The sequence below is a fragment of the Breoghania sp. genome (assembly GCF_030066895.1).
In the GTDB taxonomy this organism is placed as follows: Bacteria; Pseudomonadota; Alphaproteobacteria; order Rhizobiales; family Stappiaceae; genus Breoghania.
On record NZ_JASJAV010000001.1, the window covers coordinates 363,711 to 385,750 of the forward strand.

Below are 22,040 nucleotides of genomic sequence, written 5' to 3' on the forward strand. Positions count from 1 at the left end.
CCCATCCGGACCGCCGCCGTTTTTGTTTCTGTCGGATCGTGACGACCCGTCCTTATTCGTCGAGACGAAGTTCGGATGCCCGAGCGATCACTCGGACTCCGTCGCCTTCTTCTGCTGCTCGATCAGCTTCTTGCGAGCATTCTCGGCGCGCTTCTGAAGCTCCTGCTGCAACTTCTTCTGCTTGGCCTGCAGGTCCTGCGGGCTGAGACCGGCGCTCTCGTAGACCTTTGTGAATCCGATCAGAGTCAGCTCGAGCTGCACCGGCTTGTTCTGCTGGTTCAGCGTGGTCAGAACGAGGTTGTTGCCCTTCTTCAGCGCGCTGATGAAGGCGTCATCGATCAGGAACTCACTGACGCAACCATTGGAGAAGCAGATATTGTACTTGCCTGCCTTCTGCTGGCCACCGTCGATCTGAACGCGCAGACCCGGCTGGAGGAGCATTCCCGGCGGAACGATCACCGCCATGGACTTGCGATCCTCACCTTCGATCTCGCGAATGGCGACCTGAGCAAGAAGCTGACCGGTATCGGTCGCCTTGTTCTGCAAGGTCATGCAGATCTTCTTCTGGCTCTTGGGATCGGTGTTGCAAACCTTGGTCCAGGCGGACTCGGCCTCGGGCTGCGCTGCGGAGGTGTCCGCCGTCTGCGCTGAGGCAATGCTGGTGAGACTGAGCACGGCCAGCGCGGCGGACGCTCCCTGTGCCACGGCTCGAACTCGGGAGTACCTATTGGCCATACGAAATCGTCCTTGCTTCCCTGTTTCCCGGCGGACCGCCCCATCCAGACCCCGGCTCGCGGGACCGCCCCAAAAATCTCGGGCCCTCCATCGCCGCCAATTGCGGCGAGACGGTGACTACCCTTGTATTGCGCCGCATGAATAGCGGCTTGGCGCCCCAAATGCCAGTCATTCCGACTACTACGAAGGACCGGTCGGCCCTGTTGTGTGATAGGATCTGCCTTAGAATCAACGTTTTTTTTCGCAGATCCTCGGCCGCATGCTGTAAAATCCCGGCAGGCGGCAGAGCATCAAAGACGACGGCGACACTGTTTATGGTAAATGCTTTCGTGTGCAAGATGCGGCGCTCGCATCCTGGCCAGACGTCGTTGGCTGCGTGGATGCGCACACGGCTTTGCGCCCCGCTTTTGGCGTCGCTCCTCGCCGTTTTCACCGTAACCGCAATGGTTTGCGGACTAGCCTCCGCCCCGGCTCGCGCAAAGCCCGCACCCAACATCGCCATGCACGGCGAACCCGCCCTGCCCGCGGGCTTCAGACATCTGCCCCACGTCAATCCGGATGCCCCGAAGCGCGGCTCGATCACCTATGGCGTTCAGGGGACGTTCGACAGTCTCAACCCCTTCATCATCAAGGGCGTCGCGGCACGCGGCCTGTGGGATTACCAATTCGGCAACAACGTCTACGAGAGCCTGCTGGTTCGCAATCGCGACGAACCGTTTTCGCTCTACGGACTGCTGGCGGAAAGCATCGAGACGCCGCCCGAACGCAACTGGGTGGAATTCCGCCTGCGCAAGGAAGTGAAATTCTCCGACGGCACGCCGGTCACCGCAGAGGACGTGATCTTTTCCCTCGCCTTGCTGCGCAATTCCGGTCGCCCGCATTACCACACGTGGTTCAAGAAGATCGTGCGCATGGAAAGCCGGGACGCGCGGATCGTGCGCCTGATTTTCGAGGACGGCAAGGACCGTGAGCTGCCGCTTCTGATAGGCTTGGCCCCCATTCTGCCGGAACATGCGATCGACCCGACCGATTTCGAGAAGTCGTCACTCGACATTCCCATCGGGTCGGGCCCCTACACTGTCGACAAGGTGGATCTGGGCAGCACGATCGTCCTGAAGCGCAATCCCCACTATTGGGGCGCTCATGTGCCGGTGAAGGTCGGACACGACAATTTCGATCAGATCCGAATCGAGTATTTCCGGGATCGCAACTCGCTCTTCGAGGCCTTCAAGAAGGGCCTTATCGACCTGATCGTCGAAAGCGATCCGAAGCGCTGGGCGCAAGGTTACGATTTTCCCGCCGTCAAGGACGGCGACGTGATCAAGCAGGAATTCCATAACGACCTACCTGCCGGAATGACCGGGTTCGTTTTCAACACGCGGCGACCGATTTTCTCCGATATCCGCGTGCGGCACGCCCTGGTGCAGCTCTTCGACTTCGAGTTGGTGAACAAGAACCTCTATTTCGGTCTCTACGAGCGCACCGAAGGCTATTTCGACGGATCGGACCTCTCCTCGATCAGACGGCCCGCCTCGGATGCGGAAAAGACCTTGCTGGCCCCTTTCCCCAATGCCGTGACGCCCGCTGTCATGAAGGGAGACTGGCACCCGCCGCGCACCGACGGGACAGGAACGGACAGAGCCCCTCTCGCCCGCGCCGTTGCGATGCTTCGCGAAGCCGGTTGGGAGATCAAGAACGGCAAGATGATCAACAAGGCGACGGGCGAACCGTTTGCCTTCGAGACCCTGACGCGGTCATCCGACGAGGAACGGCTGGCGCTCGCCTATGCCCGAACCCTGAAGCGCGTCGGCATCGAGGTAACGGTGCGCACCGTCGATTCCGCGCAGTATGAACGCCGCCGCATCGCCTTCGACTATGACATGACGGTCGCGACCTGGACGGCGTCGCTGTCACCGGGCAACGAACAGACCCTGCGCTGGTCGCAGGCCAGTGCGGACGAGGAAGGCTCCTTCAATTTCGCAGGCGCACGCGAACCCGCTCTGGATGCGATGATCACCGCGATGCTCAAGGCACGCAGCCGCGAGGATTTCGTCACCGCCGTCCGTGCATTCGATCGGGTTCTGATCTCCGGCGCCTATGCCGTTCCGCTGTTCCATCTGCCCGCCGACTGGATCGTCAGATGGCGGCGTATCGTCCCCACCGAAACCACGCCGCTTACGGGCTATCGCCTGGACACCTGGTGGTATGATGACTCGGTTCAATGAGCCCAAACCCACAGTGCAGGAGGGGCGCATGATCCTCTCGACCGCGTCCACGATCGAGCGCAACCACGCTTCCGGCGTCTGGGGCCGGGTGGCGCTTGATGCATTGTTCCGCAAGATGGCACAGAAGCACCCGGAAAGTCTGGCTCTGGTGGACGAGCCGAATCGCTCCTCCTGGACGAGCGGCGAGGCCCGCAGCCTGACCTACGAGGCCGCGGATCTCGAGATCTCCCGCCTGGCAGGCCTGTGCAAGGCGCTGGGACTGACGCCCGACAGCGTGATTGGCCTGCAATTACCCAACACGACCGATGCGGCCGTGATCGTTCTGGCAGCACTCCGCACCGGGCTCATCGTCACTCCGAATACCGCTTGTCTGGCGCGGTCGCGAAATCGCCGACACCCTTTCGATGGCAGGCGCCAAGGCGGTGATCACCACCGACCGGTTCGAGGACGCCGCAACAGCGAACTGAATGCGCGACGCCGCCGTTGAGGTCTTCGGTCTGCGCTACGTGCTCGGTCTTGGAGACAACCTGCTCGACGGTCTGATTTCCCTATCCACGGTCATGGAAGAGTTCGGAGACGAAATCCCGCCCGCCGACATCGTTCGGGGCGACAAGGCTGCCGATCATCTGGCAACGCTCACCTGGACGGTCGGCGCATCGGGGCGCCCCCTGCCCGTTCCGCGCACCCACAATCACTGGATAGCCACCGGACTTGCCCCGATGCCGGAAAGCCGCATCGGGGATGGCGCCAGGATCCCCTCCTGCCCTATTCCATGACCGGCCTTGCCGGTCTCGGCAGCGGCGTGGTGCCGTGGTTGCTCAGCGGCGGCACGTTGCATTTGCACCACCCGGAAGACATGTCGGGGATCGCCCGCCATGCCCACGCCGTGGAGGCGGATATGATGGTCATGCCCGGCCAGCTCGCCGTTCGCACCGCAGCAGCGATCAAGAAACCGACGACGCTCGTCGTAATCTGGCAATCGGGAGCGGAACGCGCCGAAGAGCCGATCCCCGACCACACCGTGGTCGACGTCACGCTCATCCAGGAATTCGCGGCCATCGCCCAAAGGCGCGAAGGCGAGACCTATTCATAGACATTGCAGCTCGGGCGAAGCGAAGGACCGGGTGCCATTTCCGTGGCCGAACTCAAGCTCGACACTCCCGACCGCGGATCGTCGTCAGGCTCCGGCGCCGCCAGTCTTCTGGTTCGCGGTGCCATGGTACCCGAATGCGCATGGCCCGGAGCTCCGAGCGAAGATTGGCCGGATGCCGCCGACGGCTACCTGCGCACACGCCTGATCGCACTGAGCGACGGCGAGCGGATCACCCATCTCGACGTGAACCCCTTCCTCGGGAATTCAGGCCTGATCGGCGGCATTAGCCTCGATCTTGCGGCACTCGATACACTTTACCGGAATTTCGACGGCATCCTCGATGCGGCCGCCTTCTTTTGCAGCGATCCGGTCCTTGGAACGAGGCTTTATGCGACCATCGTGCGCACCTCCGACAAGCCCTTAGACCGCGCCGGTTTCCTGGCCTTTCTCGATGAGCGCAAGATAGGCCTGCAGGCGAGACCGGCGGATTTCGTCATGGTCGATGCCATTCCGCGTTCGGATGCCGGCTTCGTCAACAGAAAGGCCCTGGAGAACCAGCGCCTCGACATCCGCGCCGCCGGCTGATCCACGCTCCCGACCGATGCCACGAGACAGTGAGACGCGCCGTATTCATGGCCGCGCTTCACTTGGAATGCGACTGATTAAAATTAAACTCAAGTTTTATTTATAGAATTTCGTGGAAAAATCGTAGGTATTTCTGGCGTTAGCTTCTCTTTAATTGTCGTGTGACAAAGTCCCCCTGGGTTGGTTTTTACAGGTTGATTGCACGATGTCGCTGACAGGCACGGTTGCTGCTCTGCGTAGCAAAGGGAGCAGCAATGATGGGTTCTGGGGAGATCTGCGCGATAAGATCGAACGTCTGCACGTATTCTCGCGTGTGGAGGAACTGAGCGATCTTCTTCAGGGACCAGATATCCTTCAAGCGATCGTCGTCGACGGCTACGACATGAAGATCGAGGATTTCGTCGGCCTCGTACGCGGAGCGGAACGCGCCCCCAGCAAACACGATATCCCTCTTGTCTGCCTGGCCGAACATTCCTTCCGCAAACCCGAAGCGATCCGGCCGGAAGCGATCCTGACCCATCCGATTCCGCCGATAACCGTCATCAATCAGATCCATTCCCTCGCCCGATTGAAGACCAAGAAGATCGAAGCCTCCGTGCGCACCGCCGCTCTTGAGGGTCTGGATATCGAGGTCCCGCGCCCGGCCATGCCCATTTCGGGAGGGTGCGCGGACAATCGACCGGCCCTCCTCGTCGTGGGCATGCGCGGCAGTTTCTCCCAGATCGAATCCGTTCTCGGCGCAAAGGTGCAGATCGTCACCGCACTGACGGCCGACATGGCCAATCTCTATCTGGGCTGACGCGCCTCCGACGCGGTCATCCTCGATCAGGCCAACACCGAAGCAATGGACACGCTGCTGCTCCTGCGCAGCAACCTCGTCCATCACGATTTGCCAATCATCCTGCTGACAGAGGGGCTCGACAGGGAGACCGCGGAGCACGCTTATCTGTCGCGGGCCAGCGACGTGCTGACCCTGCGCTCCACCCGCGCGGACCTCTTCCTGCGTTTGACCACCAGCATTCGGACCTGCCGTCTTGACCGCCAGACGCAGGAAATGCTGCTCCGCAGCCAGGATGCCTTGGACGGAACCCAGGGCATGATGTCCGCCAAGTCGTTCCGGCATTATCTGGAGCGCGCAAAGAAAGCCGCGCGGCGGCTCAACAAACCGCTGACCGTGACGCGCCTGTCGATCGAACCCGTTACCGACGACCCGGCCCCGCTTCATCTTCAGAGCCTTCCGCTCGAAAAGCCCGCCTTACGACTGATCCGGCGCATCGTGCGCATCGAGGACCTGGCGCTGATCATCAAGGGCACGGACATCATCACGGCCTTTCCCGGCACCAACGCGGCAAATGTGGAACTGGGGTGGAGCGCATCATGCGCATGACGCCGGTGACACTCGAAATTGGCGCCGCCCCCCTGCGGTTTGATGCCTCGGCCAAGGTCGCAGTCGTCAATACGGCGGCCTGAACAGGGCCGTATACTGCTGATTTGATGACGTTTGCCGGATCAGGCAACTGTTCTCATTGCTTCCGTAGAACTCCCAAGACGCGGCGATAGGGCTCAGCGCATTCAACCTTTCGTGTTGAGAAACTGCACTTACCCGGATTGGCAGATAGCCACGAGTCGGTAAATTGCGCTTAGAGGAGAAGCGTTTTCGCCGAGAGCGAACGAGATCTGACGCCGGGAGGAGAAAAGTAAGCAGCGGCCCAGAGCCATGCCAACAGAGACCAGGCATGCACGGACATGCGCTTACGATTGACGTTATCTCGAACATCATGTGTCCATGGTGTTACATCGGCAAACGGAGACTGGAACAAGCAAACGAACTGTGCGACGCGCCCGTGGAAATCCGGTGGCGTCCGTTCCAGCTCGACCCGAACCTTCCCGCAGAGGGAAAGGATCGCACCCGGTATCTTCATGAGAAATTCGGCGGCAAGGAACGCGCGCAAGCGATCTATACACGCATCGCCGCCGTCGGCAGCGAAAGCGGTATCGACTTCCAGTTCAACAGCATCAAACGCTCGCCCAACACGCTCGACTGCCATCGGTTGGTGCGCTGGGCGCGTCATGACGGCGTGCAGGATGCCCTCGTGAACGCCTGTTCCGCGCCTACTTCCTGGAAGGCATCGACCTGACGAAGCGCGATGACCCCGTCGCTCTGGCGAGCGAAGTCGGAATGGACGGCAAGCTGGTGGCAGAACTGCTGAAGAGCGATGCCGACGTCGCGGAGACGCAAACCGAGATCGAAACGGCACATCGCATGGGGGTGACGGGCGTACCCTGCTTCACCATCGACGGAAAATACGTGCTGATGGGAGCAGAAACGCCGGAAAACATCGCCTCCGCCATTTGCAAGGCGGCAGCGGAAGCCGAGGAGGAGACCTCGGCTCGGAGGCCGGTCACGCACGCCACGTGATGACCGGCCCCATTGTCCGTTAGATCGGAACGACGAGCGTTCCCTCAGCCCTTGCGCACAGACAGGCCAGCGAAGCGGGCCTGGGGACCGAAGTCCTCTTCGATGCGGATGAGCTGGTTGTACTTGGCCAACCGGTCGGAACGCGCCAGCGAACCCGTCTTGATCTGACCGCAATTGGTGGCGACCGCGAGATCGGCGATGGTGGAATCCTCGGTCTCGCCGGAGCGATGGGACATCACCGCCGTGTAGCCCGCCGTATGCGCGGTATGAACGGCGTCGAGCGTCTCCGTCAGCGTGCCGATCTGGTTCACCTTGATCAGGATGGAATTGGCAACGCCCTTCTCGATACCCTCGCGCAGGCGCTCGGAGTTGGTCACAAACAGATCGTCGCCGACGAGCTGGATCTTGTCGCCGATGAGATCGGTAACGGCCTTCCAGCCTTCCCAGTCATCCTCGGCCATTCCGTCCTCGATGGAGATAATCGGATAGCGCGCGACGAGGTCGGCATAGACCTTTGCCATCTCTTCCGGCGCCAGCACTTTGCCCTCGCCTTCCAGATGGTACTTGCCGTCCTTGAAAAACTCGCTGGAGGCAGAATCAAGCGCGAGGTAGATATCGTCGCCCGGCGTGTAGCCGGCCTTCTCGATGGCCTTCAGAATGAAGCCGATCGCCTCATCGGAGGAAGCAAGCCCGGGAGCGAACCCGCCCTCGTCACCCACATTGGTGTTGTGACCGGCATCCTTGAGCGACTTCTTCAGCGTGTGGAAGACTTCCGCGCCCATGCGCACCGCTTCGGCGACGTTGTCGGCGCCGACCGGCATGATCATGAATTCCTGGAAATCGATCGGGTTGTCGGCGTGAACGCCGCCATTGATGATGTTCATCATCGGAACCGGCAGAATGCGCGCGCCTGCGCCGCCGACATAGCGATAGAGCGGCAGCTCGCAAGCCTGCGCTGCGGCCTTCGCGACAGCCAGCGAAACGCCGAGAATGGCGTTCGCGCCAAGGCGGCTCTTGTTCTCTGTGCCGTCGAGATCGATCAGCGTCTCATCGATGCCGACCTGCGCCTCGGCGTCCATGCCGATCAGAGCTTCGAGGATCTCCGTGTCGACGGCTTCGACCGCTTTCTGCACGCCCTTTCCGCCGTAGCGCTTTTCACCGTCGCGCAATTCAACGGCCTCGTGCACCCCGGTTGAGGCGCCCGACGGCACCGCAGCGCGCCCCTTGCTGCCATCTTCCAGCAACACGTCGACTTCGACGGTCGGGTTCCCCCGGCTATCGAGAATTTCACGGACAATAATATCGATGATGGCAGTCATGAGGCACTCCCGTTCTCAACGCGCCGACGCCGGTTATGGGATCGACGGCATTTTGCTCGAACACGGCTCGATCAGACCGAAAGCCCCTTCGGCCGACCGCGTTCACAATCAAAACGTCGGGCTGTCGCTGCCAAACGGAGGTCCCATTCGGCGCCGAACACACCCGCGAAAAGGATGGTCGGGGATACCGGCCATCCTCACATCATTTCATCGCGCCTGAACGCGGCCGGGGTTACGCCCCAGTCGCGGTCCACTGCTTGCCGACGCTGACATGACCCAGCCCGGCATCGGCAACATCCTGAGGACGATAGATGTTGCGCAGATCGACGATCGTCTTGCCCGTCATCGCTGCTGCAATCCGCTTCAGATCAAGGCCGCGATAAACGTTCCATTCCGTCAGCACGACAAGGACATCCGCATTGGCGGCGACGTCGTAAGGCTGTTCGCACCACTCCATGCCCGGCAGAAGCGGCTCCGCCTGCTCGCGGGCTTCCGGGTCATGGGCACGCACCTTGACGCCGGTCCCGACGAGGCGCGGTACGATCACGAGGCTCGGCGCATCGCGCACGTCATCCGTATTGGGCTTGAAGGCAATCCCGAGCACGCCAACGATCTTTCCGGCCGGATGGGAACCCAGCGCTTCCAGAATGCGATCCGCTATGGCGCGTTTGCGCGTCTCGTTGACCTCGATCGTCGTCTCGACGAGAAGCTGCGGCGCACCCGCCTTGCGCCCCGTGGCGGCAAAGGCGTTGGTATCCTTGGGAAAACACGAACCACCATATCCCGGCCCGGCGTGAAGGAACTTCAGGCCGATGCGCTTGTCGAGGCCGATACCGGTCGCGATCTGCTGAACGTCGCCGCCAACTTTCTCGCACAGATTGGCGATCTCATTGATGAACGTGATCTTCATCGCGAGGAAGGCATTAGCCGCATATTTGGTGATTTCGGCATTTTCCAGCGACGTCACCAAGATCGGCGTCTCACGCAGGAAAAGCAGGCGATAGAGCTGACGGAGAGCATTTTCGCCGCGCTCGTCCTCCACCCCGACGATCACGCGGTCAGGCCGCATAAAATCCTCGATCGCCGAACCTTCGCGCAGGAATTCGGGATTGGAGGCGATGGAGAACGGAACACCGGGGCGTTCCGCGGCAACGATGTCGTGCACCTTGCGACACGTCCCGACGACCACCGTCGACTTGATGACGATGACCGTGCCTGGCCGCATGGCACGGGCGATCCGCTTGGCGGCCTCGAAGACGTAGGTCAGATCCGCCTCGCCGTCTCCGCGCCGCGACGAAGTTCCCACCGCGACGAAGACCACATCGGCTTCCTCGACCGCCCGCTCGAAATCGGTGGTGAAGACCAGCCGACCGGCTTCGTGGTTGAGCGAGATCAAATCATCGAGCCCAGGCTCGTAGATCGGCGATTCAAGTTTGTTCAGCGTTGCGATCTTCGCTTCGTCGATATCGACGCAGGTCACGTCGAAGCCGAATTCGGAAAAGCACACGCCGGAAACCAGGCCGACATAGCCGGTTCCAATCATCGTGACGCGCATAAAAACCCCCAAGGGATTAGATCAAGAACTGCGCCCCGCATAACGGGGCCTGAGAGATGAGCACTTCGCCGTGACAGCTCCGAATACCGCAGAACGATCAGGCAAAGGCGCACCCGCTAGAGTGTGGCCTTGGCAACCTCATCAAGCGTCTTAAGGGTCTGAAGCAGGTCCTTGAGCGCATGAAGCGGCACCATGTTCGGTCCGTCGGAAGGAGCCTTGTCGGGATCCTGGTGCGTCTCGATGAAGACGCCGGCAACTCCGACCGCAGTCGCGGCACGGGCCAGCACGGGAACGAACTCGCGCTGACCGCCGGAAGATGCGCCCTGCCCGCCGGGCTGCTGGACGGAATGAGTCGCATCGAAGATCACCGGGGCACCGTTCTGAGCCATGATCGGCAAGGCGCGCATGTCCGATATCAGCGTATTGTAGCCAAAACTTGCCCCGCGCTCGGTCTGCAGCACGTTGGCATTGCCGGAATCGACCAGCTTTGCGACCACGTTGCGCATGTCCCACGGCGCGAGGAACTGCCCCTTCTTGACGTTGATCACGTGCCCCGTCTTGGCGGCGGCGACCAGCAGGTCGGTCTGCCTGCAGAGAAAGGCCGGAATCTGAAGTACGTCGACCACTTCGGCGACTGCAGCACACTGGTCCGACTCATGGACATCGGTAAGAACCGGCAAGCCAAGCGTTTCCTTGATTTCGGCAAAGACGGGCATCGCCTTCTTGAAACCGAGACCACGGGCACTGGTCAGGCTCGTACGATTGGCCTTATCGAAGGACGTCTTGAAAACGACCCCCATATTCAGGCTATCGGCGATCTCCTTGATCGCGTAGGCCATTTCGAGAGCGTTTTCGCGGCTTTCCATCTGACACGGGCCGCAAATCAGCGAGAGCGGAAGAGTGTTCGAAAAACGGACGGATCCGATCTCGACGGTGGCATTGCAGTGCGTCACAAGTCTGCCTTTCATGACTGCATATAGTGCGTGCGCGTCGCAACGCCCGGACTGATACCGCGCAGCCCGCGTCTTCGCAATGGCATGGCGGGCGGGGTTCGATGAAAAGCCTTTCCATTTTGTCGCCACGCATGGTGTAGAGTGGGCGGGGCAAAACGAACAGACCCGACAGATCTGACAAACCGATCAGGCAAGCATTCCTAATGAACGGCCTAGGTTCACCGCTGCAGATTTTCGTTCGCAACACCTCATCAATGGTCTTGCGCGAAATGCGCTCAAAATTTGGCGAACAAAAACTCAGTTACGCCTGGGCTCTGCTGGAACCTCTCGGCTGGGTTCTGATGATGTCGGCGATCTTCATGGCAATGGGATCGCATCTACCGCCGGTCAGCGATAGTTTCCTCGTGTTCTTTTCCTCAGAACTGGTGCCATTCTCAGCCTTCAAGAACACAAGCAACGTTGTACGAAAAGCCATCCAGCAGAACAAACCCCTTCTCTTCTTCCCGATCATCAAGCCTATCGACACCTTCGTATCGCGTGCTGTTCTGGAAACGCTGACACAGATCACCGTGTTTACAATCATCATCACCATTCACAGCTTCGTTTACAAATCGCGACCTCATGACGATTGGATAAACGTGATTATTAACTTATATTTAATATAATTCATGGGATTTTCTGTTGGAATCATCAATTGCGTGATAGCGTCTTTATTTCGAATTTGGGAACAGATATTGGATGTGATCTCGCGCCCTCTTTTTATTCTATCCGGAATTTTCTACCTGGCAGAGAATCTGCCAACTGAAGCACGCAACGTTCTCTACTGGAACCCGATCATGCATTGCATCGAATGGCTTCGAAGCGGTCTATTCCCGAAATTCCAAAGCAACTTCGTCGACGTGCGTTACGTTCTCGCCTTCACGTTCACCAGCCTGTTTTTGGCCTTGGCGCTTGAACGCGTCTTCCGCAAAAAGATCCTCGAATAGAGGGTCCGCTTTCCAACAGTCGTTGATTTTTCACCGAGTCTGGGCATAGGTCCGACTGTCCGGAGTTCTCTTTGCCAAGGCACCCTCCTTCCAAAACGACCGCTCCGGTTTTGTTTGCCTCGATCAACGGGAGCTTGGGAAAAAATGGCGTGCGTACTGGTAACCGGATCGGCCGGCTTCATTGGATATCATGTGGCAGAAAAGCTGCTGGCCGCAGGCGATACGGTCATTGGGCTGGACAACCTCAACGGCTACTACGATCCCGCGCTGAAGGAAGCGCGGTTGGCACTGCTTAAGACGCACGATCATTTCATCGAGGAACGCGTCTCCCTGGAAGAACGCGACAAGGTCTTCTCGATTTTTGAGCGCCATAAGCCTGACCGGGTCATCCACTTGGCCGCGCAGGCCGGCGTCAGGTACTCTCTGGAAGCTCCGCAGACATACGTCGATTCCAACATCACCGGTTTTCTGTCTATTCTGGAGGCCGCCCGAACCTACAAGCCGGAGCACGTCGTCTTTGCCTCCACATCCTCCGTCTACGGGCTCGACGGCGCGATGCCTTTGTCCGAGCATCGCGGAGCCAGTCATCCCATCTCCTTCTACGCAGCCACCAAGAAGGCCAACGAGGCGATAGCGCATTCCTACGCTCATCTCTTCCATATCCCGCTGACCGGACTACGTTTTTTCACAGTCTACGGCCCGTGGGGGCGGCCGGACATGGCGCTGTTCAAGTTCACCAAGGCGATCTTGGCGGGAGAGCCCGTCGATCTCTACAACAACGGCAACATGGTGCGAGACTTCACCTTCGTCGACGACATCGTCGAAGGCATCGTCCGAGTTGCAGTCAAACCGGCATCGCCCGTTGCCAATTGGGATGCAAAGGCAGCTGATCCCGCAACCAGCTCTGCACCCTACCGTATTTTTAACATCGGCAATTCACAGCTTGTCCCTCTTCTGGTCTATCTAGAAGCTATTGAGACGGCCCTCGGCAAAACGGCAATCCGCAATTTCATGCCGATGCAGCCGGGCGATGTCGCTGCAACATGGGCCGACACGAGCGACCTTGAGGCGACAACCAATTTCAAACCGTCCACTTCCGTTCAGGGCGGCGTTAAGGCATTTGTAGACTGGTATCGGATTTATTATGAGACATGACCTTATCAGCAAGAAAATCGCTATCATCGGGCTTGGTTATGTGGACCTGCCGGTCGCAACGGCATTCGCACAAGCCGGATTCTTGATAACCGGCTTCGATATCGACCGAGAGCGTATCGGCGAACTCAAAGCGGGACGAGATATCACAGGTGCCGTCTCCGGCGACGCGTTGAGCAGCAAGACCCTTCATCTTTCAGATGACCCTCAATGCCTCAATGACATCGACGTCCACATCGTTGCGGTCCCGACTCCCATTGATGTCGCAAAACAACCGGACCTGCGTCCCTTGACTTCCGCGGCCCGGACCGTTGCAAGCCATATGAAGCGCGGCGCGGTCGTGATGTTTGAATCAACTGTCTACCCCGGCACGACGGAAGAAGTAGCGCTCCCGATACCGGAAGAAGGCTCAGGTCTCGTCTTCGGCCAGGACTTCTAGATCGGCTATTCTCCCGAGCGCATCAACCCGGGTGACAATGACCACGACTTCTCCACGATCGCCAAGGTTGTCTCCGCCAGCACAGACGAAGCAGCAGAGTTGCTCATTGCACTCTACGGATCCGTCATAACCGCGCCGATCCATCGGGCCACCTCGATACGCGTGGCGGAAGCCGCCAAGGTTATCGAAAACACCCAACGCGATCTCAACATCGCGCTGATGAACGAGCTTTCCGTCGTCTTTCACACGCTCGGCATCGACACGCGCGACGTGCTCGAAGCTCGCAGGAACCAAGTGGAATTTCCTGAATTTCCAACCGGGACTCGTCGGCGGCCACTGTATCGGAGTCGACCCCTACTACCTCACGCACAAAAGGCCCTGGCGATCGGCCACACACCGCAGGTGGTCCTTGCGGAACGCGGCATCAACGAATACATGGCAAACTTCGTGGTGACCAGCATCGTTCAGGAGACAGCCGCGAGCGGGCTTGCCGGTCCTTTGATCGTGACGGTGCTTGGCGTGACCTACAAAGCCAACGTACCGAACACACGCAATTCCAAGGTCGTCAATCTTGTGCGCGAGCTGGGGAAGTTCAGCGTCCATGTGCAGGTTGTGGATCCTTTGGCAGATCCTAGACAAACCCGCGAAGAATACGGACTAGATCTTGTTCCAGCCGGGGCCGCGACACCGGCTGACGCTGTGGTACTCGCCGTACCACACGAAGCTTTCGCAAAAAACCGTGCTCCGGATTGGGCGCTCGTCTGTTCATTTCTGAAGGGCGGAGCAGGCGTCGTCGCCGATATTCCGGCGATTCCTGCCGCGCGGCGACACGAAACCTGGCGCGATGCGCCTGTGGCGGCTTTAAGGGCGCGGGCAGACGGTCTCAGGCCAGTGCGGGGATATCGCCCTTAACCCAGCCTTCCTTAACCTGGGCCTTGAAGTTCGCGTATCGGCCCGCCTCGATCGCATCGCGGATACCCTGCATCAAGCTCTGGTAATAGTGCAGGTTGTTCCAGGTCACGAGCATTCCGGCGAGCCCTTCACCGGCGCGCACCAGATGGTGCAGATAGGCTCGTGAATAGGTGCTGGCGGCCGGACATGGGGATTCCGGATCGAGCGGACGCGGGTCATCCGCATGGCGGGCGTTCTTCAGGTTGATCTTGCCGAACCGGGTATAGGCGAGCCCGTGCCGCCCGGCGCGGGTCGGCATCACGCAGTCGAACATGTCGACACCGCGCGCAACCGATTCCACGATATCGTCGGGCGTGCCGACCCCCATCAGATAGCGTGGCTTCGTTTCCGGCAGAACCGGAGTGGTGATATCCAGCATCCGAAGCATCACGTCCTGCGGCTCGCCCACGGCGAGACCGCCGATCGAGTAGCCTTCGAACGGCATCTGCAACAGTGCCTCGGCTGAGGCGACGCGCAAATCCGCCACATCGCCGCCCTGAACGATGCCGTAGAGCTCCTGCCCCTTGGCCGGACCGCCCATCTTCTCGAATTGCGCGCGAGAACGCTCCGCCCAGCGCAAAGACAATTGCATCGCACGTTCAACTTCCTTGCGCTCGGCAGGAAGCCGCAGACATTCATCGAGCTGCATCTGGATATCGGATCCCAGAAGCCCCTGGATCTCGACGGAGCGCTCCGGCGTCATCTCATGACGCGAACCGTCGATATGGCTCTGGAACGTCACGCCCTTTTCGCTGAGCTTGCGGATCTGAGCAAGCGACATGACCTGGAACCCGCCGGAATCGGTGAGGATCGTATGCGGCCAGTTCACGAACTTGTGCAAGCCGCCGAGACGGGCGACACGCTCTGCGGACGGGCGCAGCATCAAGTGATAGGTATTGCCCAGCACCACGTCCGCCCCCAGTTCGCGCACCTGCTCAGGATACATCGCCTTGACGGTCGCCTGCGTCCCCACCGGCATGAAGGCGGGGGTACGCACGGTGCCGTGCGGAGTCTTGATCTCACCGCGACGAGCCAATCCATCTTTGGCGAGAAGCGAAAAGGAAAAAGCCTCGGTGGTCATTTCGGATCCTAAGAAAAGAGCAGGGAGGAGTCTCCGTAGGAATAGAAGCGATAGCCGTTCGCGATCGCATGAGCATAGGCGCGGCGTATGGTGTCCAGGCCGGAGAAGGCCGAGACGAGCATGAACAGCGTCGAGCGCGGCAGATGGAAGTTGGTCATCAGGATATCGACGGCACGGAAGCGATAGCCGGGCGTGATGAAGATATCGGTCGGCCCGCGCATGGGATGGATGATGCCGATCTCGTCCGCTGCACTTTCCAGTAGGCGCAGACTGGTGGTGCCCACCGCCACGATGCGACCGCCGCGCGCCCTGACAGCGTTCAACGCATCCGCCGTCGCCGCATCCACGTCGCACAGTTCCGAATGCATGTGATGATCGGCGACATCGTCGACCTTCACCGGCAGAAACGTACCCGCTCCCACATGGAGCGTCACGAAATGCTCTTCCACACCCATCTCGCGCAGACGCTTGAGCAGATCGTCGGTGAAGTGCAAGCCCCCGGTCGAAGCGGCAACAGCCCCGTCATGACGCGCATAGACGGTCTGATAGTCCTTCCTATCCTGTGCATCCTCTCCACGCTTTGAGGCGATGTAGGGAGGAAGCGGGACATGGCCTGCGGTCGCAATGGCGATATCGAGATCGGGACCGGAAAGGTCGAAAGCGAATTCGACTTCCCCGCCCTCGCCTTTTTCCACCACGACCGCATCGAGCTGACCGGCGAAACATGTGTTTCCTTCCCCCGCACCGAAGCGAACGCGCTCGCCGACCTGCAACTTCTTGGCCGGACGGACGAAAGCCCTCCAGCGATCCGCCGCCACGCGCATGTGCAGCGTCACGCCGATATGGGCAACCGAGCCATTGCGCTCGCGCGTGCCTTCAAGTTGTGCCGGGATCACCTTGGTATCGTTGAAAACGAGCGCATCGCCGGGGCGCAGATGGTTTGCCAGATTGGCAACGATGTCGTCGCTCAGTTCTGGCTCGGCGCCGGGCGCCACGATCAATTGCCGCGCACTGTCGCGTGGACGCGCGGGCCGCAGCGCAATTCGGTCCTCGGGAAGCTCGAAATCGAAATCGTCGACACGCATGTCAGTGCCTGAAATGGGAATGAAAGGCCGTCGAGCCGGTACGGAGGCGCATTTTCAGGGGGCACCCAGCTACAAGGGCGCTGTCTTAGGCCCGAGGTGCGAACCGGTCAACACGAAGACGGCGGCGCAGAACCCTGCACCGCCGCCTCAAAGAGTGCCTTGAAAGGCATCTCTCGCTCAGACCGCGTTCGGCCGCGACCTTCAGCGAGACAATGTTGTCCGGGTCGCGCACGGGCTCGCCGCGCTTGATCTTGTCGACATTCTCCATGCCTTCGATCACCTTGCCCCATACCGTGTACTGGCCCATTCAGCCAGACACTGTCGGCAAAGCAGATGAAGAACTGGCTGTCACCGGAATCGGGGTTGGCCGCGCGTGCCATGGAAACGGTGCCGCGCACATGCGGCTCCTTGGAGAATTCCGCCTTCAGCTTCTTGCCGGAGCCACCGGTGCCGGTGCCTGTCGGATCGCCAGTCTGGGCCATGAAGCCGTCGATCACGCGATGGAAGATGATGCCGTCGTAGAATTTCTGGCGCACCAGCTTCTTGATCTGCGCCACATGCTTGGGCACAACGTCGGGCAGCATCTTGATCACGACCGGGCGGATCTTCAGTTGCAGGACCAGAGTGTTTTCCGGATCCGTATCCTGGGCGCGAACGGCGCCGACGAAGGCCGTGGCCAGCGCGGCAGCGAAGAATAGAGTGCGCAGCACGTAATTCACTCCTTGAGTTGAAAGGCCGCCCGCGTTTTCACGCCCGACGGGCAAAGACCATCACATTGCGCGCTTGCGGCCAAGTTCCAGCGCAACGCTCGCGGACACGAAGTGCGAAACGTCCCCGCCCATTGCGGCGATCTGCCGCACAAGCGTGGCGGCGATATGGCGAACATCCGGAGACGCGGGGAGAAAGACCGTCTGAACATCCGGCGCGATAGCCCCGTTGGTGCCCGCCATCTGCATCTCGTAGTCGAGATCGGTCCCGTCCCGCAGGCCACGAATGAGAATGGTTGCCCCCTGCTCGCGGGCCGCATCGACAACCAGATTGTCGAACGCCACAACTTCGATCCGTCCGGCATCCTCACCGAACCGCTCCTGTGCGACCATGCGGATCATCGCGCGGCGCTTATCGAGCGTGAACATCGGCTTCTTGCCGGGATGAATACCGATGGCAACGACGATCCGGTCGGCAAGACCGAGCGCATGGCCCAGAATGTCGATATGGCCGTTGGTAATCGGGTCGAAAGAACCGGGATAAAGCGCAGTGCGTGTCATGCGCCTTTCTCTATCGACCTTTCACGGCCGAGACAATGGGAGATATCGTTAATATCGCGAATACCTAGCAACGAGGCACCATGACGCAGAGTTTTCAAGCTTCGGGGAACGTTGCAGATTCACAACATGCAAAATTTTTATGAGACGTAACGTCAGTTTGTGATATTACGCTGCTCTAATGCCAGGGAGGCGAAAATGAAGAGCAACGCAGGGCGTCTGGCATTTGCCATCGCCATTGGCGGCTCCGCTCTGACTTTCGCCGCGATCGGAGGATTTTCCGGATCCGATAACGGCGTCGTCAAGAAGAGCGACTGCTTGAGAACGGAAGTTACGGTTGCCTGCGGTTCGGACATCATTTCCGACGCCGGAGGCGGCTGCTGAACCTTAGTCGGTAACAGCCCGTGGACGAAACCAGGTGTGTCTTACGAGACCATTGCCCTTCAAGACGGCGCGAACACGACCATTCTGGTCAAGCGCCGGGTTGAACAGTGTCCGCAGCCACGCGCGGCGGATTTCCTGACCTCAGCGGCGGCATGTTCCCCGGCATGCCGCCGCATTTTCATGCCCGATCCAGAGCGCACGCACAAGGTCGCCTGACGACACAGATCGCCCGCCCTTTGCTTGAGAGACAGGACTATCCGCGACGCGCCCAAGAGACGATCGACACGATCCGATCCAACGAATTCCGAAGTTCAGCCGCACGAGCACGCGAGAAACTGCCTCGCCGCTCGCACCTCCAGCTCAGTGGGACTGAGGGATATGGTTCGGCCCGTCCGGACGGATTTCGGCGACCATCAGACCCTTGGACCCTTCACCGAAACGAACCATGACGGTCTGTCTGGGGCGCAATTCCGCGATACCGAACCGGCGCAGGGTTTCCATGTGGATAAAGATGTCCGGCGTGCCATCGCCACGCGTCAGGAAGCCGTAGCCCTTGAGCCGGTTGAACCACTTCACCGTCGCCCGCTCGAAGCCGCCGGACGGCATCACCTGAACATGGGTGCGTGACGGAGGAAGCTGCGAGGGATGAACGGCCGTCGACTCGTCCATGGACAGGACGCGGAAGGCCTGCAGCCCCTTGGGCCGGCTCAACACTTCGCAAACGACACGTGCGCCTTCATATGCGGTCTGAAAACCGTCGCACCGCAAGCAGGTCACATGCAGAAGGACGTCGTCGGCGCCATCGTCGGGAACAATGAATCCATACCCTTTGGCAACATCGAACCACTTGATAGACCCGGCGACTTCAAGGACCTCGACTGAAGCACCATCGATTTCCGATCGGCCCTCAAATGGACGCAAGTCCGAAGCTAGCTTGGCCCCCATTTGGTCTCCGCCTCGTATCCAAACAGCAATCAACAGGTAGATCGGCACACCGACTCCTACCGCAAAGTATAGCATTCAAGATCCGAACCGCCAGCGCTAATCGTGAAAAAAAGCAAATTTCTGAGAGTTTAACCCGGAAATTACGCAATATCCCCGAGAAAATCCCCGATACTGCCTCGCAAAACAAGTTCCGCAGCGTCGTCAAGGGGTGTTGGATCTCGGTTAATTATAACTAGATGTGCGCCCTGCCGCTCCGCAACCAACGGTAGGGAAGCGGCTGGCTGGACGGCCAAACGACGACCCCACGACGATAAACAGATCGCAGGATTCGGAAAACTCCAGCGCCCCTTCCATCGCCTCGACCGGCATGGCCTGACCGAAATTGATCACCGCCGACTTCACCAGATCGCCGCACGAGTCGCAGCGCGGAGACGAACCGGATCGATCGATGATGGCGCGAACCTCGTCCAGTTCATGCCGGCTGCCGCAGTTGAGACACGCACCGTACGTTGCATTCCCGTGCAGTTCGATCACCATTTCAGGAGCGCATCCGGCACGCTGGTGCAATCCGTCGATATTCTGCGTGATGACGGCAGCAACCTTGCCACGCCCGGCAAGCGCAGCGACGGTGCGGTGGCCTGAATTCGGCTTGGCGGCGGTGAACTGCTCGTTCATTTCGAAACGTCGGCGCCAATCCTCTAGCCGCGTTGCCTCGTCAGCTACGAATTCATCGAATTCGATGGGATCCATACGCGACCAGATTTCTCCGGGACTGCGAAAATCGGGGATGCCGGATTCGGTCGACATTCCAGCGCCGGTAAAGAAAACACACTGCCGGCTTTGCTCGATGAGCCCGGATAAAGTCTGTCGACCGCCATTGATGTCGGAGACAAAGGGCATATCTTGCGTTTCGAATTTCCATATCCTGGGTCTGGACGGGGCATCATGTAACGACCGGGTCCGATAGACCAGTCATCCGCCCGAATCCTCCTTCAAATCAAAAGATGATGCCATGCGATATCTTCACACAATGGTCCGGATTTCCGACATTGATGCGGCACTCGATTTCTATTGCAACAAGTTCGGCATGACCGAAGTCCGCCGCACGGAAAGTGAAAAAGGCCGGTTCACGCTGATCTTTCTCGCCGCCCCCGACGACGAGGCGATGGGCAAGGAAAAAGCCGCACCGCTTCTGGAACTCGCCTACAACTGGGATCCGGAGACCTATACGGACGGGCGCAATTTCGGTCATCTCGCCTATGAGGTGGACAATATCTACGAGACCTGCGAGCGGCTGCGCAGCCAGGGTGTGACCATCAACCGCCCGCCGCGCGACGGCCGCATGGCCTTCATCCGTTCCCCCGACACCATCTCCATCGAGTTGCTGCGGAAGAGCGATGCCCTGCCCCCGCAGGAGCCCTGGGCCTCCATGGCCAACACGGGCGAGTGGTAGGCACTCCCCGCTCTCAGGGAATCACAGACGTCCCCTGTTTGAAAAATCGACGCTCCGGGAACCATTTCCCGGGTGCGTCGGACCGGTGACGATGGGGCATTGGGCTGCTTTGCCGCCGATACGTCACTTCTCTTTTGAAAACATCATGGGGATTATTCCACAGCCTCTTGAGGCGGCCGGCAAACGCCACTATAAGCCGACCCACAAGCCGCTCCCATGAACCGCTCGGTCGAGGGGGGCAGCCGTGTGCGCCCATCGTCTAGCGGTTAGGACGCCGCCCTTTCACGGCGGAAACAGGGGTTCGATTCCCCTTGGGCGTACCGCCCTTCTTCCCCCTTTCAATTTTCATATGAATTGATGCTCGTCGCGACCTCCGCACGTTCATGTCGATGCGCGTTTCTAAGCCGCGCTCGCGAAATCCGGCATCAACAAAAAACGCGCCCTGCGGCCTGAAGGCTCACAAGACGCGTTTTGCAATCTCATTGGTTCGATTTAGACGCTGCGCGGCTCGTCAGACGCAGTCAATTGGCCTCACACCCGGCCTTGCCGTGCGGATATCCATCGACAAGCTCTCCGGGCAGATTCAGACCGCGCAAGCGATTGAGCGCTTCCGCCGGTTCGATCTTGCCGTCCAGTAACGCGCGATAGACATCGCCCGCGGCAACCATGTCCACGGTATGCGGCGACAGGCGCAGACGGCTCAAACCGGCGCCCTTCGCCTCCTGAGCGGTCGGACAGAACGCCTGCACGCCGTACGAGAGCGTCTGGATGCCGTTTGCCGCCAGGAATGGCTGACCGTCGAGCGTATACACTTCTAGGCCATCCGGACCCTGCTCGCAGATGAAACGGCACGAATCCTTGTGCAGACCATGAAGACGCGCGTGATAGCAGCGGCTCGACAATGCCAGCGGCAGGCGACCGAAGGCAAAGGCCTCGAACTCGATATCGGGACAGTTCTGCGCCATCGTCGTGAGCGAGGCGAGCGGCAGCTCCACGGGAACACAGATCGTGCGAGCCCCACGCGCCGCCATCAGGCGAACCGTGCCCTCATTGTAGACGTTGACGAAGGGACGGCCGTTGCACTTTGACAACGCGATCACGTCGTTGATCTCAACACCAGTTGCTCCACGCCGCAAACGCCGGTCACGGACTTGCGCTCGCGCACGGTGAACGGCAGGGCCAATGCGGAGACGACGACTTCCTTGCCCGCCTCTTCCAGCATCGCGATCACGTCCGGCCAGACCGGATCGTTGAACGGCATGTGCTTTTCGCAAACGACTTCGCCGACATGCACGCGGTCATAGACCGAGCTTGCCGCGATCGAAGCGTAGAAGTCGTGCAACCGGTCCGCGCTCCAGTTGAAGAGCATAGGCCCAAGCGTCAGGCCGACACGGCCTTCAGTACGATCCATGTCG

24 protein-coding genes, 1 tRNA gene and 3 pseudogenes are annotated in these 22,040 nt (G+C 59.9%); 16 read left to right on the forward strand and 12 right to left on the reverse strand.

Features of this window, described 5'->3' with window-relative positions; all coding sequences use genetic code 11:
• Nucleotides 1-87: 87 nt before the first annotated feature.
• Nucleotides 88-705 carry an invasion associated locus B family protein gene (locus tag QNJ43_RS02050; RefSeq protein WP_300466981.1) on the reverse strand — a complete coding sequence of 206 codons (618 nt, stop codon included), beginning with the start codon at nucleotides 703-705 and terminating at the stop codon, nucleotides 88-90.
• A 530-nt stretch (nucleotides 706-1,235) separates the two neighbouring features.
• Between QNJ43_RS02050 and QNJ43_RS02055 the strand changes: the two genes are divergently transcribed.
• From QNJ43_RS02055 to QNJ43_RS02090, 8 genes and pseudogenes are all read left to right on the forward strand, one after another.
• Nucleotides 1,236-2,960, forward strand: coding sequence for an extracellular solute-binding protein (locus QNJ43_RS02055; protein ID WP_300466983.1), 1,725 nt, complete (start codon nucleotides 1,236-1,238; stop codon nucleotides 2,958-2,960).
• Between the two features lie 28 nt (nucleotides 2,961-2,988).
• Nucleotides 2,989-3,447, forward strand: a complete 459-nt coding sequence (locus tag QNJ43_RS02060; RefSeq protein ID WP_300466985.1) for an AMP-binding protein — start codon at nucleotides 2,989-2,991, stop codon at nucleotides 3,445-3,447.
• Nucleotides 3,428-3,736: a hypothetical protein gene (locus QNJ43_RS02065; RefSeq protein WP_300466987.1), complete on the forward strand. Its 309-nt coding sequence runs from the start codon at nucleotides 3,428-3,430 to the stop codon at nucleotides 3,734-3,736. The genes QNJ43_RS02060 and QNJ43_RS02065 overlap by 20 nt, the downstream gene beginning before the upstream one ends.
• The gene (locus QNJ43_RS02070) at nucleotides 3,733-4,053 is read left to right on the forward strand and encodes a hypothetical protein (protein WP_300466989.1); all 321 of its coding nucleotides are present in this window, start codon (nucleotides 3,733-3,735) and stop codon (nucleotides 4,051-4,053) included. Before QNJ43_RS02065 ends, QNJ43_RS02070 begins: the two co-directional genes overlap by 4 nt.
• A gap of 42 nt (nucleotides 4,054-4,095) precedes the next feature.
• Nucleotides 4,096-4,638 carry a hypothetical protein gene (locus tag QNJ43_RS02075; RefSeq protein WP_300466991.1) on the forward strand — a complete coding sequence of 181 codons (543 nt, stop codon included), beginning with the start codon at nucleotides 4,096-4,098 and terminating at the stop codon, nucleotides 4,636-4,638.
• A 205-nt stretch (nucleotides 4,639-4,843) separates the two neighbouring features.
• Nucleotides 4,844-5,437: a hypothetical protein gene (locus QNJ43_RS02080; protein ID WP_300466993.1), complete on the forward strand. Its 594-nt coding sequence runs from the start codon at nucleotides 4,844-4,846 to the stop codon at nucleotides 5,435-5,437.
• Between the two features lie 45 nt (nucleotides 5,438-5,482).
• Nucleotides 5,483-6,025, forward strand: a complete 543-nt coding sequence (locus QNJ43_RS02085) for a hypothetical protein (protein WP_300466995.1) — start codon at nucleotides 5,483-5,485, stop codon at nucleotides 6,023-6,025.
• 391 nt (nucleotides 6,026-6,416) lie between these two features.
• Nucleotides 6,417-7,057 (forward strand): annotated as a pseudogene (locus tag QNJ43_RS02090) (DsbA family oxidoreductase).
• Nucleotides 7,058-7,101: 44 nt separating this feature from the next.
• Here the strand turns inward: QNJ43_RS02090 and eno are convergent.
• The 3 genes from eno to kdsA form a co-directional block, all read right to left on the reverse strand.
• Complete coding sequence (eno, locus tag QNJ43_RS02095; protein WP_300466997.1) at nucleotides 7,102-8,376, reverse strand: phosphopyruvate hydratase; 1,275 nt, start codon at nucleotides 8,374-8,376, stop codon at nucleotides 7,102-7,104.
• 232 nt (nucleotides 8,377-8,608) lie between these two features.
• Complete coding sequence (locus QNJ43_RS02100; protein WP_300466999.1) at nucleotides 8,609-9,931, reverse strand: UDP-glucose/GDP-mannose dehydrogenase family protein; 1,323 nt, start codon at nucleotides 9,929-9,931, stop codon at nucleotides 8,609-8,611.
• 116 nt (nucleotides 9,932-10,047) lie between these two features.
• Entirely contained in the window at nucleotides 10,048-10,899 is an 852-nt protein-coding gene (kdsA, locus tag QNJ43_RS02105) for a 3-deoxy-8-phosphooctulonate synthase (protein ID WP_300467001.1), read from the reverse strand.
• A gap of 188 nt (nucleotides 10,900-11,087) precedes the next feature.
• Here kdsA and QNJ43_RS02110 point away from each other — a divergent pair, with 188 nt between their 5' ends.
• From QNJ43_RS02110 to QNJ43_RS26565, 5 genes are all read left to right on the forward strand, one after another.
• Nucleotides 11,088-11,549, forward strand: coding sequence for a hypothetical protein (locus tag QNJ43_RS02110; protein ID WP_300467003.1), 462 nt, complete (start codon nucleotides 11,088-11,090; stop codon nucleotides 11,547-11,549).
• Between the two features lie 3 nt (nucleotides 11,550-11,552).
• Nucleotides 11,553-11,870, forward strand: coding sequence for an ABC transporter permease (locus QNJ43_RS02115; protein WP_300467005.1), 318 nt, complete (start codon nucleotides 11,553-11,555; stop codon nucleotides 11,868-11,870).
• Nucleotides 11,871-12,014: 144 nt separating this feature from the next.
• The gene (locus QNJ43_RS02120) at nucleotides 12,015-13,025 is read left to right on the forward strand and encodes an NAD-dependent epimerase (protein ID WP_300467007.1); all 1,011 of its coding nucleotides are present in this window, start codon (nucleotides 12,015-12,017) and stop codon (nucleotides 13,023-13,025) included.
• Nucleotides 13,015-13,461: an NAD(P)-binding domain-containing protein gene (locus tag QNJ43_RS26560; RefSeq protein WP_346432806.1), complete on the forward strand. Its 447-nt coding sequence runs from the start codon at nucleotides 13,015-13,017 to the stop codon at nucleotides 13,459-13,461. The genes QNJ43_RS02120 and QNJ43_RS26560 overlap by 11 nt, the downstream gene beginning before the upstream one ends.
• A 162-nt stretch (nucleotides 13,462-13,623) precedes the next feature.
• Nucleotides 13,624-14,373, forward strand: a complete 750-nt coding sequence (locus tag QNJ43_RS26565; protein ID WP_346432807.1) for a UDP binding domain-containing protein — start codon at nucleotides 13,624-13,626, stop codon at nucleotides 14,371-14,373.
• On the opposite strand, the gene tgt is transcribed toward QNJ43_RS26565, so the two are convergent.
• From tgt to coaD, 4 genes and pseudogenes are all read right to left on the reverse strand, one after another.
• On the reverse strand, nucleotides 14,345-15,493 hold the full coding sequence (tgt, locus tag QNJ43_RS02130; RefSeq protein ID WP_300467009.1) for a tRNA guanosine(34) transglycosylase Tgt: 1,149 nt from the start codon (nucleotides 15,491-15,493) through the stop codon (nucleotides 14,345-14,347). The genes QNJ43_RS26565 and tgt overlap by 29 nt on opposite strands.
• An 8-nt stretch (nucleotides 15,494-15,501) precedes the next feature.
• On the reverse strand, nucleotides 15,502-16,578 hold the full coding sequence (gene queA, locus QNJ43_RS02135; RefSeq protein WP_300467011.1) for a tRNA preQ1(34) S-adenosylmethionine ribosyltransferase-isomerase QueA: 1,077 nt from the start codon (nucleotides 16,576-16,578) through the stop codon (nucleotides 15,502-15,504).
• Nucleotides 16,579-16,765: 187 nt separating this feature from the next.
• A pseudogene (locus QNJ43_RS02140) lies at nucleotides 16,766-17,162 on the reverse strand (peptidylprolyl isomerase); the annotation flags it as partial.
• Between the two features lie 186 nt (nucleotides 17,163-17,348).
• Entirely contained in the window at nucleotides 17,349-17,846 is a 498-nt protein-coding gene (coaD, locus tag QNJ43_RS02145) for a pantetheine-phosphate adenylyltransferase (protein WP_300467013.1), read from the reverse strand.
• 195 nt (nucleotides 17,847-18,041) lie between these two features.
• On the opposite strand from coaD, the gene QNJ43_RS02150 reads away from it, so the two are divergent.
• Nucleotides 18,042-18,227, forward strand: coding sequence for a hypothetical protein (locus tag QNJ43_RS02150; RefSeq protein WP_300467015.1), 186 nt, complete (start codon nucleotides 18,042-18,044; stop codon nucleotides 18,225-18,227).
• A 360-nt stretch (nucleotides 18,228-18,587) separates the two neighbouring features.
• Here the strand turns inward: QNJ43_RS02150 and QNJ43_RS02155 are convergent, their stop codons facing one another.
• Both QNJ43_RS02155 and QNJ43_RS02160 read right to left on the reverse strand, forming a co-directional pair.
• Complete coding sequence (locus tag QNJ43_RS02155; RefSeq protein WP_300467017.1) at nucleotides 18,588-19,172, reverse strand: cold shock domain-containing protein; 585 nt, start codon at nucleotides 19,170-19,172, stop codon at nucleotides 18,588-18,590.
• A 140-nt stretch (nucleotides 19,173-19,312) separates the two neighbouring features.
• A pseudogene (locus tag QNJ43_RS02160) lies at nucleotides 19,313-20,072 on the reverse strand (Sir2 family NAD-dependent protein deacetylase).
• A gap of 112 nt (nucleotides 20,073-20,184) precedes the next feature.
• On the opposite strand from QNJ43_RS02160, the gene QNJ43_RS02165 reads away from it, so the two are divergent.
• Together QNJ43_RS02165 and QNJ43_RS02170 are read left to right on the forward strand one after the other, a co-directional pair.
• On the forward strand, nucleotides 20,185-20,625 hold the full coding sequence (locus QNJ43_RS02165) for a VOC family protein (protein WP_300467019.1): 441 nt from the start codon (nucleotides 20,185-20,187) through the stop codon (nucleotides 20,623-20,625).
• Between the two features lie 248 nt (nucleotides 20,626-20,873).
• A tRNA-Glu gene (locus tag QNJ43_RS02170) sits at nucleotides 20,874-20,945 on the forward strand.
• Between the two features lie 201 nt (nucleotides 20,946-21,146).
• On the opposite strand, the gene QNJ43_RS02175 is transcribed toward QNJ43_RS02170, so the two are convergent.
• Together QNJ43_RS02175 and QNJ43_RS02180 are read right to left on the reverse strand one after the other, a co-directional pair.
• Nucleotides 21,147-21,725, reverse strand: a complete 579-nt coding sequence (locus tag QNJ43_RS02175) for a U32 family peptidase (RefSeq protein ID WP_300467021.1) — start codon at nucleotides 21,723-21,725, stop codon at nucleotides 21,147-21,149.
• Nucleotides 21,722-22,036, reverse strand: coding sequence for a hypothetical protein (locus QNJ43_RS02180; RefSeq protein ID WP_300467023.1), 315 nt, complete (start codon nucleotides 22,034-22,036; stop codon nucleotides 21,722-21,724). The genes QNJ43_RS02175 and QNJ43_RS02180 overlap by 4 nt, the downstream gene beginning before the upstream one ends.
• Between the last annotated feature and the right edge of the window lie 4 nt (nucleotides 22,037-22,040).